This is a genomic window from Niallia sp. Kr1 (genome assembly GCF_050389805.1).
Classification (GTDB): Bacteria; Bacillota; Bacilli; order Bacillales; family Cytobacillaceae; genus Bacillus_BD.
Window position 1 is genome coordinate 1463546 of the sequence record NZ_CP130945.1, and the last position, 17599, is coordinate 1481144.

Annotated in this window: 16 protein-coding genes; 8 read left to right on the top strand and 8 right to left on the bottom strand. The window is 36.3% G+C overall.

The annotated features are described in order from the left end of the window. Positions 1 to 200 precede the first annotated feature (200 nt). On the top strand, positions 201 to 1118 hold the full coding sequence (locus Q5760_RS07330; RefSeq protein ID WP_428911549.1) for a LysR family transcriptional regulator: 918 nt from the start codon (positions 201 to 203) through the stop codon (positions 1116 to 1118). Positions 1119 to 1235: 117 nt separating this feature from the next. After that, complete coding sequence (locus Q5760_RS07335) at positions 1236 to 2345, top strand: 5-methyltetrahydropteroyltriglutamate--homocysteine S-methyltransferase (RefSeq protein ID WP_428911550.1); 1110 nt, start codon at positions 1236 to 1238, stop codon at positions 2343 to 2345. Between the two features lie 149 nt (positions 2346 to 2494). Here the strand turns inward: Q5760_RS07335 and Q5760_RS07340 are convergent, their stop codons facing one another. The 5 genes from Q5760_RS07340 to dctP all read right to left on the bottom strand — a co-directional run bounded on the left by Q5760_RS07340 (position 2495) and on the right by dctP (position 8427). Next, positions 2495 to 4384, bottom strand: a complete 1890-nt coding sequence (locus Q5760_RS07340; protein WP_428911551.1) for a TRAP transporter permease — start codon at positions 4382 to 4384, stop codon at positions 2495 to 2497. A 41-nt stretch (positions 4385 to 4425) separates the two neighbouring features. Further along, on the bottom strand, positions 4426 to 5412 hold the full coding sequence (locus Q5760_RS07345) for a TAXI family TRAP transporter solute-binding subunit (protein ID WP_428911552.1): 987 nt from the start codon (positions 5410 to 5412) through the stop codon (positions 4426 to 4428). Between the two features lie 73 nt (positions 5413 to 5485). After that, positions 5486 to 6793 carry a TRAP transporter large permease gene (locus Q5760_RS07350; RefSeq protein ID WP_428911553.1) on the bottom strand — a complete coding sequence of 436 codons (1308 nt, stop codon included), beginning with the start codon at positions 6791 to 6793 and terminating at the stop codon, positions 5486 to 5488. Next, positions 6784 to 7332: a TRAP transporter small permease gene (locus tag Q5760_RS07355; protein ID WP_428911554.1), complete on the bottom strand. Its 549-nt coding sequence runs from the start codon at positions 7330 to 7332 to the stop codon at positions 6784 to 6786. Before Q5760_RS07355 ends, Q5760_RS07350 begins: the two co-directional genes overlap by 10 nt. A 3-nt stretch (positions 7333 to 7335) precedes the next feature. After that, the gene (gene dctP / locus Q5760_RS07360) at positions 7336 to 8427 is read right to left on the bottom strand and encodes a TRAP transporter substrate-binding protein DctP (protein WP_428911555.1); all 1092 of its coding nucleotides are present in this window, start codon (positions 8425 to 8427) and stop codon (positions 7336 to 7338) included. A 343-nt stretch (positions 8428 to 8770) separates the two neighbouring features. Between dctP and Q5760_RS07365 the strand changes: the two genes are divergently transcribed. The 4 genes from Q5760_RS07365 to hcaB all read left to right on the top strand — a co-directional run bounded on the left by Q5760_RS07365 (position 8771) and on the right by hcaB (position 12553). Then, on the top strand, positions 8771 to 9538 hold the full coding sequence (locus Q5760_RS07365; protein WP_428911556.1) for an IclR family transcriptional regulator: 768 nt from the start codon (positions 8771 to 8773) through the stop codon (positions 9536 to 9538). 47 nt (positions 9539 to 9585) lie between these two features. Further along, positions 9586 to 10350: an IclR family transcriptional regulator gene (locus tag Q5760_RS07370; RefSeq protein ID WP_428911557.1), complete on the top strand. Its 765-nt coding sequence runs from the start codon at positions 9586 to 9588 to the stop codon at positions 10348 to 10350. Positions 10351 to 10480: 130 nt separating this feature from the next. After that, positions 10481 to 11041, top strand: coding sequence for a TetR/AcrR family transcriptional regulator (locus tag Q5760_RS07375; RefSeq protein ID WP_428911558.1), 561 nt, complete (start codon positions 10481 to 10483; stop codon positions 11039 to 11041). A 696-nt stretch (positions 11042 to 11737) separates the two neighbouring features. Then, positions 11738 to 12553 (top strand): 3-(cis-5,6-dihydroxycyclohexa-1,3-dien-1-yl)propanoate dehydrogenase, encoded by an 816-nt coding sequence (gene hcaB, locus Q5760_RS07380; RefSeq protein WP_428911559.1) that lies wholly within the window; start codon positions 11738 to 11740, stop codon positions 12551 to 12553. A 54-nt stretch (positions 12554 to 12607) separates the two neighbouring features. Here hcaB and Q5760_RS07385 read toward each other — a convergent pair whose 3' ends face one another. Further along, entirely contained in the window at positions 12608 to 14086 is a 1479-nt protein-coding gene (locus Q5760_RS07385) for an alpha/beta hydrolase (RefSeq protein WP_428912517.1), read from the bottom strand. Between the two features lie 274 nt (positions 14087 to 14360). Beyond that, positions 14361 to 15140 carry an alpha/beta fold hydrolase gene (locus Q5760_RS07390; protein WP_428911560.1) on the bottom strand — a complete coding sequence of 260 codons (780 nt, stop codon included), beginning with the start codon at positions 15138 to 15140 and terminating at the stop codon, positions 14361 to 14363. A 215-nt stretch (positions 15141 to 15355) separates the two neighbouring features. On the opposite strand from Q5760_RS07390, the gene Q5760_RS07395 reads away from it, so the two are divergent. Beyond that, the gene (locus Q5760_RS07395) at positions 15356 to 15550 is read left to right on the top strand and encodes a hypothetical protein (RefSeq protein WP_428911561.1); all 195 of its coding nucleotides are present in this window, start codon (positions 15356 to 15358) and stop codon (positions 15548 to 15550) included. Positions 15551 to 15594: 44 nt separating this feature from the next. On the opposite strand, the gene Q5760_RS07400 is transcribed toward Q5760_RS07395, so the two are convergent. Continuing rightward, positions 15595 to 16647, bottom strand: coding sequence for an ATP-binding protein (locus tag Q5760_RS07400; protein ID WP_428911562.1), 1053 nt, complete (start codon positions 16645 to 16647; stop codon positions 15595 to 15597). Positions 16648 to 16806: 159 nt separating this feature from the next. On the opposite strand from Q5760_RS07400, the gene Q5760_RS07405 reads away from it, so the two are divergent. Next, a complete protein-coding gene (locus tag Q5760_RS07405) occupies positions 16807 to 17595 on the top strand; it encodes a hypothetical protein (protein ID WP_428911563.1) in 789 nt (262 codons plus the stop codon). Positions 17596 to 17599: the final 4 nt, after the last annotated feature.

Genomic DNA, 17599 nt, shown 5'->3' on the forward strand with positions numbered 1-17599 from the left:
TACAGCTTAAATATGAGAAGTAAGAAGGATAGAACATGGTAAATTACCTGATCTATCCTTTTTTCTTTTAAAAACCCTAGAGCATGATCTATTGAAAAGATATCAAAAAAGATGCTTATATTGAACATTTTTGGTCATTAAATGGTATCCTTAAGAAATTGCTACTATTGATAAATCTTGGTGGGGAGGGGAAGAAGCAGATGACATTACAACAATTAAAATATGTGATTGAGGTGGCAAGAAGTCGATCAATCAGCAAAGCAGCACAGAATTTGTTTATTAGCCAACCAAGCCTTTCAAACGCACTAAAAGAGTTAGAAAAGGAAATGGGAATTACCATCTTTTCCCGGACAAATAAGGGGATTATTATTACTCCAGAGGGGTCTGAGTTTTTAGGCTATGCAAGACAAGTAGTTGAACAGGCGGAGCTTCTAGAAAATCGCTATGCCAATACTCAATTACCGCAGCAGCATTTCTCTGTTTCGGCACAGCACTATGCATTCGCTGTAAGTGCCTTTGTTCGATTGCTAAAAGAATATAATCGAGACGAATATGAGTTTACTTTACGAGAAACGAAGACCTTTGAAATCATTGATGATGTCAAAAACCTTCGTAGTGAGGTTGGTATATTGTATGTAAATGAGTTTAATAAAAAAGTAATCCATAAGTTTTTAAGAGAAGGAAATTTAAGATTTCATGAATTATTTGAAGCAAAACCACATGTCTTTATTAGCTCGAAACACCCGCTAGTGAATCAGGACTTTGTAACATTAGATGATTTAATCCCGTATCCCTATCTCTCCTTTGAACAGGGGGATTATAATTCCTTTTATTTTTCGGAGGAGATTTTGAGCACCCTTTCTCGACCCAAAAATATTCGAGTAAGTGATCGTGCCACTATTTTTAATCTAATCATTGGATTAAATGGATATACGATTTCGACAGGTGTCATTAATCCTGAATTAAATGATGAAGACATTGTCGCAGTACCTTTACTTGTTGATGAAATAATTACGGTGGGTTATATCACACATAAGGATATTACAACTAGTACGTTAGCTAGCATCTATATTCAATATTTAAAAGAAACGATTGCGGAAGAACGTTCTTGGCTATAGTTTAAAACTATAGCAAGAGATAGATTTTATATGTTACCTTATAATAAACTTTCGATGCTATACTATCCTTACATATAACAAAATATATAAAACTCATAAGGAAAGTAGGGATTAGGTATGGTACAGACATTAGTTAAAGCACCATTTAAAGCAGATCACGTAGGGAGTTTATTACGACCAGAAAATCTGCAAGAGGCAAGAAAAGGCTATAAAGAAGGAAAAATCTCAGCACAACAACTTCGTGAGGTTGAAAATCAAGAAATTAAACGTGTTGTTGATAAACAAATTGAAATTGGATTACAAGCTGTTACCGATGGAGAATTTAGACGTTCGTGGTGGCATTTTGATTTCTTAGAACATTTAAATGGGATTGAAGGCTATGTTCCAAACTATGGCTACACATTTAGTGATAATGTTGAAACAGAAAAATATCAAATTCGTAATATCGGAAAGATCTCTTTTAATCAGGATCATCCATTTATTAAAGATTTCATTGAATTAAAAGAGCTAGTAGGGGACCGCGCGATTGCAAAACAAACGATTCCAAGTCCTAATCAATTATTTGAACATACCATCCGTAATCGAGCCATTTATCCAAATATTGAGGACTTTGCAAAAGATGTTATTGGGGCTTATCGCGAAGCTTTAAAGGCATTTTATGATGCAGGTTGCCGGTATTTACAATTAGATGATGTATACATTGCAGGTTTATCTTCACCAGAATACAAATTAACAGATAGTGAGTATTCTAGAGAACAATTAATCGAATTAGCTGTAAGAGTTGTAAACGAGATACTAGAAGGCAAACCAGAAGACTTCATTGTAGCCACGCATCTTTGCCGTGGTAACTATCAATCAGCTTATGCATTTGGGGGAAGTTATGATAAAATTGCTCCTACTCTTTTTGCAAAAGAAAAAGTAGATGGATTTTTCCTTGAGTATGATGACGAGCGATCAGGAGATTTTAAACCATTAGAAAATATACCTGCAGGTGATCAACAAGTTGTACTTGGTGTGATTACATCAAAATACGGAGAGTTAGAAAATAAAGAGGCGATCAAGGCTCGTATTAAAGAAGCGACCAATTATGTACCGTTAGAACAATTGTGTCTAAGCCCTCAATGTGGCTTTGCTTCCACACATCATGGCAATAAGCTTACAGAAGAAGAGCAATGGGAAAAACTAAAGTTTATTGTTGATACTGCAAATGAAATTTGGGAATCCTAATATAGTAGAATTCTATTGTAAAGCCTGATTAGATGTGAACATCGCATTTACTCAGGCTTTTGTTCGTTTTCTTCTATTATTTTTTAATGCTACTTCTACTACCAAATCAAATAGTAGAAAAATGCCCAGTCATTTACTGGGCATTTACTTTAAACATGTAAATCTTCTTTTAGTAATAATCTAGTTTGTAGCTTTTCCCAAATAAATACAGCTATTATGACTCCAAGACCGATAAGATCTGTGAACCATCCAACATGGATCAGAAGTAAAGCACTAAATGTTAACAAAATCCTTGAAATCATGTGAACCTTTTGTGAAAAAAATCCTTCTAAAGCTACTGCTAATGCAAATACTCCAATGGTCGCCGAAATCGAGGTTACTATGATTTCCGATGCAGCTCCTATTAAAAGTAATTGCGGACCATATACAAAAAAGAATGGAATAATAAAAGCAACTAAAGCTAACTGAACAGATTTTAGGGCTGTTTTCATTGGTGTTGCTCCAGCTATTCCACTTGTAATAAAAGAAGCAATTGCTACTGGTGGTGTGATACAAGATAATGTTCCAAAATAGAAAACAAAGAAATGTGCCGCTAAAGGATCCACACCTAGAGTTGTTAGAGCTGGTACAGCTAAAACCGCCAAAATAATATAAGCTGCCACTGGTGGTAATCCCATTCCTAATACAATGGATGCAAACATCGTTAAAACGAGTAAAATAAATAAGTTCCCACCAGCGGTTTCAATTAGGATTCCTGATAAGCGTATCCCAATTCCTGTTACGTTAATTGCCCCAATGATTATTCCAGCACAGGCACAAGCAACAGCCACGACAAGTGTTGTTCGAATTCCCTCTTGTAGGGCATCGATTATTTTTCTAATAGACATTCTTGTTTCTTTCTTTAAAAAAGAAGTAATCGGTATGCTAATAATTGCCCAAAATGCTGCTTTAATGGGTGGCGCTTGTTGAATTACCAATAAATAGACGAGCAACAAAACAGGTAGTACAAGATGTCCACGTTGTTTAATAACCTCTATTAAACTCTTAATTTCAGTATGATTTCCCTTTGGATGATTTTCTTTCGCTGCATTTAAATCAACCATTATAAAAATGGATAGAAAGTAGAGTAAAGCAGGTATAAGTGCGGCCCATAAAACCTCAACATATGGCAATTGTAATGCTTCTGCAATAAGGAAGGATACGGACCCTAAGACTGGAGGCATTAACATTCCTCCAGTTGAAGCAACTGCTTCAACTGCGCCAGCATAATGAGGTTTATATCCATTTTTAATCATTAATGGTATGGTTATGACTCCCGTGGTAGCTGCATTTGCAGCTGGACTGCCGCTTATGGAACCAAACAATGCACTAGAAACAGTTGCTACTTTGGCAGGTCCTCCACGAAATCTTCCAAATAAGGAGAGAGCCAAATCTATAAAGAATTGCCCTGCACCTGATTTTTCCAGTAATGCACCAAATAGTACAAACATGACAATATAGGTTGCTGAGATTCCTAATGTTGTTCCCATAATACCAGAAGAGGATAGTCCAATACTTGCTGCTACCTCGTCAATGCTAACCCCTGAATGGGCAAATAAAAGGGGCAATCTATCTCCAAATAACACATAAAGTAAAATAAGAATAGAGACAATAGGTAATGTCCAACCTAGTATTCTACGTGTTGCTTCTAATACTAAAAGGATAGAAGCCCCGCCAATGATAAACATCATCGGGGAAGTTGCAGAACTGATCATAGATAATTCAATATAGTTACTATAAAGGTAGTACCCTAAATAAATTGAACATAAAGCCAAGAAAATATCGATCGTCCAATTTAGTTTTCCACGTTGAGAGAGATCTTTCGTTTTTGACTTTCGAAAGGGAATAGATAAGAAAACTAACGCTAAAACACCCCCTAGATGAACTCCCCTTTGCTGCATGGTCGGAAATAACTGAATTCCACTTGTATAGAGATGGAAAAGAGCCAGTAAAACAGCTAGTATTCCGAACAAAGACCAACGTTTATTGATCAGGTTCATTTGCTCACTCCTTTAAAAAAAGCTACTTTCATAAACTCGTCTTATTCGATTTCCACTTCGTTTTCTTCAAAATAAGATTTGGCACCAGTATGGAAAGGAATGGTGATGTATTGTGTAGCTTTATCTAAAGTAATATTAAAAGCTGGATTCATTTCTTTAATTTTTTCAGGATTCTCTATGATTGTTTCCAATAATAGAGTTACTAGTTCATCTGGAGTTTTTTCATGTGTTAGTAAGGTAGTCGTTAGTGCAGTAATATTTACGTCCTCATTTATTCCATCATATGTTGCTGCTGGAATGTTTAGTGTAGCATAATTTGTATTTGATTCTAAAAAGGCTTCGATTTTTTCTGTTGGAATGGACAGAATTCTAATTTCATTGCCTCTAGAAAGTTCCGTGATTAATGGATTAGGAGCATTCCCCATGATTAATGCTGCATCTACACTTCCGTCTATTAAACTATCAATACGGTCTTGATTTTCCAATGGAATCATTTCATATTGGTCAGGTTTAATGTTAAACTGATCAACTAATAATTTTTCAAATAAAATTCTCGGACTAATATTCGGTGCAAAACCACCTAATTTTTTCCCTTTTAGATCCTCGTAAGCTTTAATATCTGAATCAGCTTTTACTACTACATGCATTCCCGAAATTCCTACATTTAATACGGCATTAATATAGGGATGTTCATCTTTTATCTGACTAGTGTCACCAAAGCCAAAAGCAGGCTTACCTTGCTCATAACTCTTAACCAATTGTTCTAACATCGCTGCGTCTCCTTGAGTAGATTCTGCTGAAATCATAACATCTTCTAACGCGTCGTCCGATTGGTTAATCATATTAGAAATTCCTGCGGCTAAAGTGTAGTAAATATTCCCTGAAGGTGGAGTATAGAAGGGAACAATTCCTGTAAAACGTTCATCTGTTTGTTCACCTTTTTGGTTAGTTTCTTGACTGTTACAGCCAATCAAGGTCATTAGCATGAGTAAAGCTAGCGCCCCAAGAATAACTTTTATTTTTTTCAATTTAATTCCTCCCATTTATTTTATATTGATGAAACGATTTGTTAAACTCACTTGTGAAACTTTTACATAAAAATTATTCCATTTGATTTGGTAAAAAAAGTGCAATTTCAGGAAAAGCAATTAACAGTGCAAGGATAACAAAGTCGATGATAATAAATGGGATACTACCCTTGATGATATCCCTAAGATCGCTTTTTGGAACAGCTCCCTTAATAATAAATAAGCTTAATCCAAGTGGTGGAGTCACTAATGCCACTTCTGTTAGGAAAACAAGGACGATTCCGAACCAAATGGGATCGTAGCCGAGACTAATAATGGTAGGGAAAATAATAGGCAATGTTAAAAACATAGCTGAAATCATATCGATAAACATTCCAAGGATTAAATATAGAACCGCAACTCCAATAATGATGAAAATAGGTGGTACTGGTAAGGTTGTTAGCATGTCTGAGAGCATAGTAGGAATTCTAGTAATTCCTAAAAAATAGCCGAAAATCATAGAACTAACAACGATTAGAAAGACCATACTTGTGGTTTTAACCGTTTCAATAAGGGATTCTTTCATAACCTTTTTATTTATTCGTTTTAATAATAAGGCCATAATAAAAGCGGCAAATGCTCCAATTCCACCAGCTTCTGTTGGGGTAAACAAACCGGTGTAAATTCCCCCAATGATGATGAAAGCTAGTACTAGAAGTCCCCATGTATATTTTAAAGAAATCACTCTTTCCTTCAGTGGTGCTTTTGGAATCGGTGGTGCTAAGTTAGAGTTCATTTTGATTCGACCCCACACGAGAAACATGTATAAAGCAGCAATTAGGATTCCTGGAAGAATACCAGCTACAAATAATTTGGCAATAGAACTTTCCGTAATAATGGCATAGATGACCATCATCATACTCGGTGGAATCATGGATGCCAGAGGACCTGCTGATGCAACAATCCCGTAAGCAAGTTTTTTGTCCATCCCATTATGAATCATTTCAGGTGTTGTAATTCTTGCAATGGTTGCAGTGGAAGCAATACCTGATCCACTAACAGCGCCAAAAGCGGCACCCCCTATAATGGTGGCATGTCCAAGACCTCCTGGAATATGCCCCAGCCATGTTTTTCCTGTTTTAAACATGTCGGTTGCCATACCTGCATGGTAGGCAAAGTACCCCATTAACAGGAATAGGGGAACGACACTAAATGAATAATTGGACATCGTTGAATAAGGAACCATGCCAGCTATTTTTAAAGCAGATTCTGGACCTGCAATCATCCAATAGCCAACAAATCCAACGAAGGCCAGAACGAAGGCAACAGGGATACGAATTAATAGCATGATTAAGAGAACTGCAATTCCGATCCATCCAATCAACTCTGGGGTTAGAGCCATACTTCATCACCTTCTTCAATCTGCTGTAATTGTGTCTGTTCCAATTTTAATACTGGAAATAAATAAAAGAGAATATCCCACACCATGCGTGTGGTGAGTGATGCCATTCCAATCGCAATGATGACTTTAGCTGGCCAAAGGGGAATATGAACGATTCCCGTTGCGTATTCCATAATCTTAATCGATTCCCAAGCAGCTAATCCGCTCTGCCAAGTGACGATTGCGCATATCACAAGCCCAATTAAATAGCCAATAAAGTCTAATCCTTGCTTGGCTTTATTAGGAAGTTTATCTGTCGCCACTTCAATAAATATATGTCCTTTAACCTTTTGTACATAAGCAACACCTAGGAAGACTATTGAAACAGTTAAAATTTGTACCAATTCTACAGAGCCTGGAAGGGGATTTCCTAGTTTTCTCATCGTGACGTCTATCGTGATTAGAAACATGAGGAAGAGAATGATGAACCCACTTAAAAACATAAGTGTTTTTTCAGCTTTTTGCTGGAATCGTTCTAGACTTTTCAGCAAGTTAATCATTCATTACTCCTCCTTATAAGGATTTTCACGTTCGTACTTTTCCGATAACTCAATATACTTGTTTAACACTTCCTGTGCGTCGGCTCCACTTTTCTCAACCCAACTTTTCCAAATGATGTTTTGGGCAATTTCTTTTAGTTTTTCAACATCTTCTGCCTTTGTCTCTGTTACACTTCCATTAGCTTGTTCAATTTTACTAAGAGCGATTTTATCGCCTTCTACTTGATAGATTTGGTGAAAATCATCAGCATGAGGTTTAGCTACTTCCTTAAAGATGAGTTTTAAGTTATCAGGCAAGGCGTTAAATTTGTTCGAGTTCATACCAATTAATAAATCGACTCCACCGATGGGTAATTTATAGAGATGACTAGCGACTTGTTCGATATTATAGGTTGTAACCATCGTGAGATTGAACAGAATTCCATCTGCTGTTCCTCTCTGTAATGCTTCAAAAGCTTCGGTTGATGGAATGGAAACGGGTGCTGCTCCAAGCTCTTTCGCAATGATGCCATGATCTCCTTGTGCAATTAATTTTTGTCCTTTTAAATCTTCGACTCCATTTATAGGATCCTTTGTAAAAACATATGTAGAAGGGACCCCTAATGAGCCGGCGAAGATAATCCCGTGCTTCTCTAATTCTTCATTTAATTGAGGCATTTGTTCATAAAGATCATAGGCAGCACGAGCACCAGGCCAAGAATTTTCAAAAATAGCTGGAACATTTCCAAAGGTATTTAATGGGATTTTACTTTGGGCTAACGCAGGAATAATAATCCCGATATCAGCAATACCCGCAGATAAAGCATCAACGACGTCAGCTGATTTCACGAGAGATTCAGAATAATATCGTTCAAACTTGATTTTTCCTTCACTTTTTTCTTCTATAGCATCTAAATAAGCATCAAAACCCTTTGACATAGAAGCTACTTGAGGAGTTTGAATGGTTGTTTTAAAAACAATTGGATTATCTTTCGTTGGGTCACTGCCATTTGAATTGCTTGAATTGCTTGAATTGCTTGATTGTGATGAACACGCGGTTAATACCATGAAACAAAATATAGCTTGTATTAGTAGACTTAATTTAAAACCTTTCATTTCATTTCTCCTTTTTGAATAGATTATGATGATGTAAAATAAAAACTTTTGTTGAGATGCTATGAGTTGGTTGAAACGAATTGCGAACGCTATCACACTAGACGACTATAAGGATAAAATGAATTTCGTATCCCTCCTTTTGGTATTATCTGATAATTCTGACTGAATGATAACATGATGATTGCCATTGTGAAATATGTAGATTCTGCTATGTGGCAATCTTATAATAGTATTTTAATTTTTTAGAAAATATAGTAATTTAACAAATAGCATGCTACCATAATATGATTCCTTAATGTGATATCTTCTTGTGATTGGATCATGATGAAAAGAGAGGGATAAAATGACAAAAGATTATACCGTACAGACCGTTCAAAATGCGATAAGAATACTCCGATTATTTACGATTGGCAAACCTGATTGGACTTTATCTGAAATTGCTAGAGAACAGAATATGAGTGTAAGTACAACAAAAAGACTTTTACAAACATTGGAGAAGTATGGGTATATAGCGAGAAAGAAAGACTCGAAGAAATATAGACTTAGCCTGTCTATATTAAGCCTTTCAGGTATTGTCACGAACACGATGGATCTACATAAAGAGGCACAATCTATTTTAATGAAATTACAACAAGACTATGGAGAAGCAATTCATATAGGAGTATTAGAAGGTACAGAAACGGTTTATTTAGACAAAGTTGAAAGTCTGAATCCTGTTCGACTTGCTTCTTTTATCGGTAAAAATAACCCTGCTTATTGTTCAGGGTGTGGAAAAGTTCTTCTTGCCTTTAAAAATCAAAAGGAACAAGAAAAAATCATTGGCGCAATTGAACAGGAGGGGTACCATCCATACGGGTTAAATACGGTGAAAAATACCCAGGAATTAATGGATAAATTAAAGCTAATAAAAAAACAGGGATTTGAAGTATGTAAAGATGAATTAAGCACAGGAATTACAAGCATCGCAGCTCCTATTTATGATTATGATGAGTCTGTGATTGCTGCCATTAGTATTACTGGACCTAATAGCAGAATGAATATACCTGACATGATAGAAGGGGTAGTTAAGGCAGCAAGGGAGATTTCTCGGAAACTAGGATATATGTATTAAAAATGTGTGAAAAGCTTCGTTTATTGACATCAAATAGGAGAGAAAGTATGAAAGAACAAAGGTATTCGTCATTAGAAAATGCATTGCGAGTATTAGAATTATTTAGTATTGAAGAACCAGATTTAAGCGTAAGAGAAGTGGCAGAACGACTTTCTGTTGCAGACAGCACCTCCCACCGCTTATTAAAAACCCTTTTAAATGAGGGGTTTGTTACAAAAGATGACCGGAGCAATCGATATCGCTTAGGTATCTCCATTAGAGCTTTAGAGTCGGTGATAAAAAAAGATTTATCACTCTACCATACCTCACAACATGTCTTATCTACATATGTGACAAGGGTATGTGAAACGATATCAATTTGTGTCCTACATCGTAATCAGACTTTTTATTTACATACAGTGGAGCCAGATCCTGAGCAAATGTTTTATACTGGTTTAACATATGTAGGAAAAAGGCAGCATGTTTTATTTACAAGTGCTGGTAAGGTTTTACTAAGTGATAAAACGAAAGCAGAAGTAAAAACTGTTTTATCAGAAGTTGAAAATGAACTAAGTTTAGAACATATGATGGCGGAATTAAAACAAATCAATGAAAAAGGTTATAATATTAGCTATAATAACTTTTCATCAGGAATTACTTCCATTTCAGCACCAGTGAAAAATAAAGACCATCAAGTGATCGCTGCAGTAGAAATATTAGGACCAGGTCAGCGAATAACGACAGAGATCCTTGGGAAATATGTCAAACTAATTAAAGAAATAGCCCATGAAATTGAAACAAGGGTTGATATAAAAAATGTTGCTATTAAATGAGTTTTTTCTCTTCATTTTAAACAACATGTAAATTTCCAACTTTTGAGTTTAAAAGGATTACTTATAAATTGAACACTGACTTCATTTTTGGTATAGTAAACCGACCGGTACGAGGAGGTTTATGAAAACGATGGATACCAAATCAGTCATTATTAATACCGCAACAACTCTTTTCCAGCAAAAAGGTTATAAGAGTGTTGGGTTAAATGAAATATTAAAAGCATGTAAGATTACAAAAGGAGCTCTCTATCATCATTTTCCAAATGGGAAGGAAGAGTTGCTGATCGCTTGCCTTCGTTCGATGAATGAGGCGATTACCGATGATATGGAAGCGATTTTTTCTCAATATTCTACTACATTAGAGGCGACGCTAGCCTTGATCGAAGAATTAATAGCACGATTTGATAGAGAGGGTACAATTACAGGCTATACGTTTACGAGCATCGTTCGTGAAATGGAATCATTAAGTGAACCGGTTCGAAATGCCAGTAATTTATTGTATAGCCAAATTATCAGAATTTGTTCGGACAAGCTCGTTGCAGACGGGATGAAAGAGGAACATGCTTATTCAACCGCCCTTATGATGACCGCTTCTATAGAAGGTGGAATTTTACTATGCTTAGCTAAAAAAGATACAATTCCGCTGCAAACCGTCATGCAATTTTTGCCAAATATTTTACATGAAAACTAACTGCTACAATTGGCAGTATTTTTGAAAAACATTAGAAATCAAAGCAATAAAATCAATAGAAATTGTATAACAAAACACATGGATAGCAGTACAGTCCATGTGTTTTATTTTTAATTCTATGATTAGATCCCACATTAGTTAGTTTACGATTTCCCTTCGTTTAAACTTTTTTATGGACATGAAGTACGTTATGATCATAAATCACTCGATTTTGGGAAGCCTTCGGACACTTTACGTTATTTTGCTAAAAATTATGAAGAATAGCAGCCTTTCAGATAAAAGTTGGAACATACGTTCGAAAAAATGTGAAATCACCATTATTGCTGCAAATAACGGAATGTGTGTCCTATTAATTACAGAATTTTAACCATGCCTATTTGCAAGATAAAAATGGTTATTGTCACTAAGTTATTTGGTGTGTTATTTTCTCATAGTTTACATATTCATTCTTTAACAAGGATTAATCGTGTTAAGGTCTCGGTTCATCTATCGGAATAGGTAAAGTTAATTGTGTCCAATAGAGTTTAATATACAGTGTCATTTTATTATAATGATTACCTTATCATCATAATCGTTTTTTAGTATTTACCAAATTTAGTGAAAATTATGTAAAATTATTATGTAGACTATTTTCATAAATATAATGTGTTACGAAAACTTGTAAACTTGTCAATGGTGGTAAGGGAGGATAAAAGAATGGGATGGTTAGAAGGAAAAGTAGCTTTAATTACAGGTGGAGGTTCAGGCATTGGACGGGCACTGGTTGAACGATTTCTTGAGGAAGGGGCTTCAGTCGGTGTATTAGAACGATCAAGTGAAAACGTCCGATCGTTAAAGGAGCAATTTGGTGATCAAATTGTAGCGTTACAAGGAGATGTTACTCTTTTAGAAGATAATGAAAGAGCGGTTGCCGAAACAGTTCAGGCTTTTGGAAAATTAGATACATTTATCGGAAATGCTGGCATCTTTGATTTTTTTGCAACTTTACCGAATTTACCAAAAGAAAAAATCGATCAAACCTTTGATCAGGTGTTTGGCGTGAATGTGAAAGGACCTCTATATGGGGCAAAAGCAGCTCTTCCTGAACTGTTGAAAACTCACGGAAACATCGTCTTTACGGTTTCAAATGCTGCTTTTTATCCTGCGGGGGGAGGACCACTTTATACAGCTTCCAAACATGCTGTGTTAGGTTTGGTTCGTGAATTGGCTTATGAGCTGGCTCCAAAAATTAGAGTAAACGGAGTAGCGCCTGGTGGAACGCTTACAAATTTAAGCGGTCCAGCGGCCTTGGAACAGGATACGTTAACTAATTCTTCAATCGAAGGAATCGAGGATCTGATGAAAGGAACGAATCCACTCCATATTGTTCCGTCACCAAGAGACCATACAGGGGCATATGTCTTGCTCGCTTCCAATCAACAATCAATGGCCATGACCGGTGTTGTCATTAACAGTGACGGCGGCTTAGGAGTTCGTGGCTTTGATACCGTTGCAGGTGGGGAAGACCTGTAGACTATGATCCCAAAAAATGACAGGTGCCAGGCACCTGTCATTTTTTGGGAGTTTCTATCTTTGGCAAGGTTCGATCTCTTCGCCTGTTTTGATACTGATGACGTTTACGGGATTTTTCGGTGTTGGGATATTTTTGCTTTCAGGGGGTGGATTGTGATTTTCTACCCAATCCACCAGTAATTCAAATGCCTGATGTGCATAAGGCAATAAAGGCTGTAGTTGCTTGTCAGGGTCTGTTGCCATATACCATACAAGACTGTCAACATGATTCCCATTTTCAACTACATAAAGTCGGTGGAGATCTTCTTTTCCTGCTTGATTGACGAGATCTTGATAACCATATGCGTGGATAGATGGAAAAATTAAAGCGTCAAGAGAGCCCGTTATACTAATGAATGGAACTTCAATATCTCCTGTATTGGAAATGGTCTTGATTTTATCTTTTACCTCTTGGGGTCTTGAGCTATATCTATAGTTTTTATAGATTCTGTCATTACTCCGATCTCTCACAGTATGATTAAATTTTAAATACTGAGGCCATTGAATCCGGTCCGGTGCTTCTGGATCAAAATGATCTCGATAAATATTCAAGGTAATGAACCAATATATCTGATCATAATAGGCCCATAATTTCTCTGAGCCTTTTGGCATACCTGCTTCATATAATGCAGCAATGGCTTGTTCCTTGGTCTCTCCTGTTGAGTAAAGGGCTTGCTCGGCATGGTTGACAATAGTGGTCAAGGAACTTATGAGATTCGGTGCTTTTTCCGTCCAAAGAACTCCTTCCCAATCAACTCCTCCATCAAACAGTCGCGGTTCCCCTGTTTTTTCTGGACCATCCTGTTCAAGTGCATAACGGACAACGTAGCCACCGTTGGATATGCCTACTGCATAAGTTGGAATCCGATGGGTATCGTTCACTAGAGCATTTGCAGAATTTGTGGGGTCATTTGGATCAATAAGTTGATTTGAAAAATGTTCACTTAAATAAGCCTGTGCTGCTTTTGTAATTTGTCGAAAGTGAAGATGCCATTTGGCGATGCCATCGTCTTTTTCAAAAAGAGCATTTTTGGCTTTTGCTAGGGGATCATCCAATGCGTCTGTACCCGGAGTACCTTTATCGGTTGCCGCGTAAGCATAGCCTTTTTCAAGAACATAATCGCTGAATAATAGGTCGTTCGCAAATTCATTTCTCGTTGCAGGGATTCCTGAAACAACAAGCTTTCCGTTCCATTGATCGGGTACACGAATAACAAAATGAGCATCATCATAAGCACCCGTTATTTGAGTACCTGTGAGGTGTGCGGGATGATACAGTTGATGCCATCCTGTTTTTGATTTGGCATTTCCCCAATTAATAGGGGCTAAACCTTCATTTCCATCGAGTTTGGCTTGTGCTAATTGTAGGGGGTTCGCTGTTGTTAACCAATTGTTGTTGATCCCATCAAAATAAATTTTCTTAACAGAATGGGCACCCGGAATGAGGGATTCATCTCCTGTAATAGGTATAGAGTTACCACCGAATGAATCCATTGAACGTAATAAGGCAAAAGGCAGACGGCATTGATTGATATTGCTTTTCAGAATCATCCACTCCTCATCTGTACATAGGTTTCTCTATTTTACTCTAAATGTTCTGAAAATTCATGAGTCATAGGTCATTTTGTGATCAAAAGTTTTTATAGAGGGATGGTTTCGTTATTCAAGTAAGTAAAGTGAAAATGCAAGTTTAATACATGACAAAATGATAAGGCTAAGTAAAAATTGCTTGTGAATATATCAAACTCAGCATATTGGTTGGCCTTTTTTATTTAATTTTTATCACATCTTGAGGCAAGGAACCTTCCTGTAACCATTTTTCAATCATTCTGTTAAAGAATTCGGGATTTGCCAATGGGATTCCATGACCCGCGTTAGGGATGATGATACCCGTGCAATTTGGGTGATTGGAAATTAGATCAAAGGCAGATTTTTTCATCATGTTTTTTTCTTTTTCACCGACAGTAACTAAGATCTTGCTCTTTGTTTGGTTAAAACCTTGAGGTATTTCAAATGACATGTTTTCTTCTAGTATTCTAACAAGTGTTTCAGATTCCATGTGAGAAGTTTCCTCATAATAGGTTTCAAAGTATTCTTCATCAAGATAGAGTGTTTTAGCTTGAAGTTTTGCAAAAGATTTATTTTTCACTAAAGGAAAAAATAACTTTATAGAGGGTTCTATCATTTTTTTAATTAATGGATAGGGTCTAACTAATGCGCTGTTTATGATCGCATAATGAATCAAGTTCGGTTTCATACTTAACATTTGAATGGTTACTTGTGCACCTAGTGAGAAGCCAATTACAATCACTTTTTTACCGTTTGCAATTTTTTCAATTAGTTCATTTACTATTTCTGCACTTAATAGAATAGAAAAGTTTTCTGTTTGTTTACTCGCTCCTTGTTCGGGTAGATCGATTGTCACGCAATGATAGTTTGAAAAGAATGGGATTTGTTTATCCCACATCCAACTACTCACTCCACCTCCATGTAAAAATACCATTAAGGGAGCGTCTGTATCTCCATACTCTTGATAGCTTATATTCAAACCATTCACCTCTATCGGGGCTTTTTATATAAAAATTAATTGCTAGTTTTTTGAATGGAAAATACTTGCTTTTATTGTAACATAAACTTTATTGTTCTGATTTGAATGATATGACACATTGGTCGTTACATGCTATAATGAAGTCGAATTATTATATTGTTATATTTTAAAAGTGATTAACGATCACTCATTCTAAATGAGAGGAAGTTTTTACCTTGAATAAAATAATGAAACTCGTCTTTATTTGGTTTTGTGTTCTTACAGCAGCCGCATCGATAATGGGTGTTTTATTCTTACTAGATTTGCCCCTGTATATGAGTCTAATTTGTGTGGGTCTAATCCTATTCTTTGGATATGATACGATAACAGAGCTTAAGCAGCGGAAAAACGAAGAGGTCATAGAGGGTTAAATGAAAAGAGGTGACAGGCACCTTCCACTTTTTGGAAGAGCCTGTCACCTCTTTTTATTGGATTGGGGGAGTTCAATTGTAAAGGTAGTGCCTTTATTGAGTTCACTATCCACTTTAACGAATCCTTTATGATTTTTGATAATGTTGAACGTTACCATTAGCCCTAGACCAGTTCCTTTTTCTTTTGTTGAAAAAAAGGATTGACCTAAGTTAATAAGCTTTTCCTTTGGAATCCCTTTTCCGTTGTCTTTAACGTCAATGCAAATGGATTGATTACAATTTTGATAAATGTTAATGGTAATGTGTCCATCTTTTTCAATAGCTTCAATGCCATTTTTAATTAAGTTAATCATCACTTGTTTTAAATGATTTCGCTTTCCCATCACGACAAAATTTTCATCTTCGGCGTTGACATTGATTTTAATGTTCCGGTTAGAAGCTTCGTTCTCAAATAGAAAGACCGCATCTTTTACGATGGGGGTTATTTTTTGTTCTGTAAATTGTTCCTCTTTCGGTTTAGAGAAAAATAAGAGTTCATTGGCAATTTCCTCTATGCGTTCGACTTCATCTTTAATAATCTCTAAAAAATCAGGGTCTGGACGAGTTTCTAACATAAGCTGTAAAAAGCCTTTAATAGAGGTTAAGGGATTTTTGATTTCGTGGACAATTCCTGTTGCTAGTTCTCCTAAAACAGATAATTTTTCCGATTGAATGAGGCGTCTTTCAGTCATTTTTCGAGCAGTAATATCTCGATAGTTTGCTTGAATAATAGTACGCCCGTGAAATGGGAAGGGAACGGCTGTTACTTCTACATCAACAATCTCTCCGTTATCTAAAATCAATTTTTGCTCACATAATGGTGTGGATTCTTGTGTTTCAATTACTTCTTTGTACTTTTCTTCACAAACAGTATGGTAATCAGGATGCAAATAATAAAAATAAGTACCTACGAGCTTTGTATGATCCTTATTAAGAAGCTTTCCCATTGCTTTATTTGCATATATAATGGAATTTCCATCCAGTAATATCGTAGCACTTGCTGAATTCTCGATTAATTGATGGAAATCAATATTCAATGTTTTGCATTCAGTAACCATTTTTACTCAGCCCTTTAGCAAGCATTTATCATTTCTTTCTATTATATAATATTACTTTTTTCTTGTTTTTTCGACATAAAAAACAATTTATTCATGAACATTTCATGTCATTTCCTAAAAAATGGAAGGTGCCTGTCACCTTTTTTGAGGAGGAGCACCATGCACTTTGATGTTTTTATTGGAATCGATTATTCGGGAAGAGGGGAACCGTTTCAGCGTACATCGGGGATTCAAGTGGTTGAAATGAATCAAAACGGTCAGTTTAAACGAGTTTCTCCAGATGAGAAGGGACGAACCTTTAGTTGGTCACGAAGAGAGGTTTTTGTTTATTTACAAAAGAGAATTTCAGAACCAAATCAGAGAATGATCATTGGGATCGACCATAGTTTCTCTTTTCCTTTTTCGTATTTTAAAGATAACCAATTACAAAATTGGGAGGAATTTCTCGCGCATTTTCAACATTTATGGAACACAAAGGAGCAAACGGTAAGAGCTTGTAAAGAACGGGTAGACGATTATCGGAATCATACAGAATTGCGGCTAACCGAAACCTATACGGCTTCGGCAAAAAGTGCTTGGAATTTTGAACAAAAGACAGGAACGGTAGCCTACTCTACCCATGCAGGATTACCCTGGATTTATGAATTGCGCAAATCCTGTGAAGAATTGCTTCATGTTTGGCCATATGATGGATGGAATCCAAGCTCTGCAGAAAGTGTACTGGCTGAAGTCTACCCAGCTTTGTTTTATAAGCGATTTCAACAATTTGATCGTGAATTTCCCTTTGATTGGCCGCGAGATGCGCAGGATGCCTATGTGATAGCTGCATGGTTAAGAGAGCGGGATCGTAATGGTACGTTAACCCAATACTTTGAAGTTAATACCCTAACAAAAGAAGAGAAACAATTGGCTTTACAGTATGAAGGATGGATCTTGGGAGTTTGTTAGTTTA

What these genes read in the sequence shown, in the direction of transcription:
- Q5760_RS07350 (WP_428911553.1), bottom strand. Translation starts at nt 6,793, where the DNA reads ATGGCTCTAACCCCAGAGTTGATTGGATGGATCGGAATTGCAGTTCTC.
- Q5760_RS07400 (WP_428911562.1), bottom strand. Translation starts at nt 16,647, where the DNA reads ATGGTTACTGAATGCAAAACATTGAATATTGATTTCCATCAATTAATC.
- Q5760_RS07365 (WP_428911556.1), top strand. Translation starts at nt 8,771, where the DNA reads ATGACAAAAGATTATACCGTACAGACCGTTCAAAATGCGATAAGAATA.
- Q5760_RS07405 (WP_428911563.1), top strand. Translation starts at nt 16,807, where the DNA reads ATGCACTTTGATGTTTTTATTGGAATCGATTATTCGGGAAGAGGGGAA.
- Q5760_RS07355 (WP_428911554.1), bottom strand. Translation starts at nt 7,332, where the DNA reads ATGATTAACTTGCTGAAAAGTCTAGAACGATTCCAGCAAAAAGCTGAA.
- Q5760_RS07370 (WP_428911557.1), top strand. Translation starts at nt 9,586, where the DNA reads ATGAAAGAACAAAGGTATTCGTCATTAGAAAATGCATTGCGAGTATTA.
- Q5760_RS07375 (WP_428911558.1), top strand. Translation starts at nt 10,481, where the DNA reads ATGGATACCAAATCAGTCATTATTAATACCGCAACAACTCTTTTCCAG.
- Q5760_RS07335 (WP_428911550.1), top strand. Translation starts at nt 1,236, where the DNA reads ATGGTACAGACATTAGTTAAAGCACCATTTAAAGCAGATCACGTAGGG.
- dctP (WP_428911555.1), bottom strand. Translation starts at nt 8,427, where the DNA reads ATGAAAGGTTTTAAATTAAGTCTACTAATACAAGCTATATTTTGTTTC.
- Q5760_RS07385 (WP_428912517.1), bottom strand. Translation starts at nt 14,086, where the DNA reads ATGGATTCATTCGGTGGTAACTCTATACCTATTACAGGAGATGAATCC.
- Q5760_RS07330 (WP_428911549.1), top strand. Translation starts at nt 201, where the DNA reads ATGACATTACAACAATTAAAATATGTGATTGAGGTGGCAAGAAGTCGA.
- hcaB (WP_428911559.1), top strand. Translation starts at nt 11,738, where the DNA reads ATGGGATGGTTAGAAGGAAAAGTAGCTTTAATTACAGGTGGAGGTTCA.
- Q5760_RS07340 (WP_428911551.1), bottom strand. Translation starts at nt 4,384, where the DNA reads ATGAACCTGATCAATAAACGTTGGTCTTTGTTCGGAATACTAGCTGTT.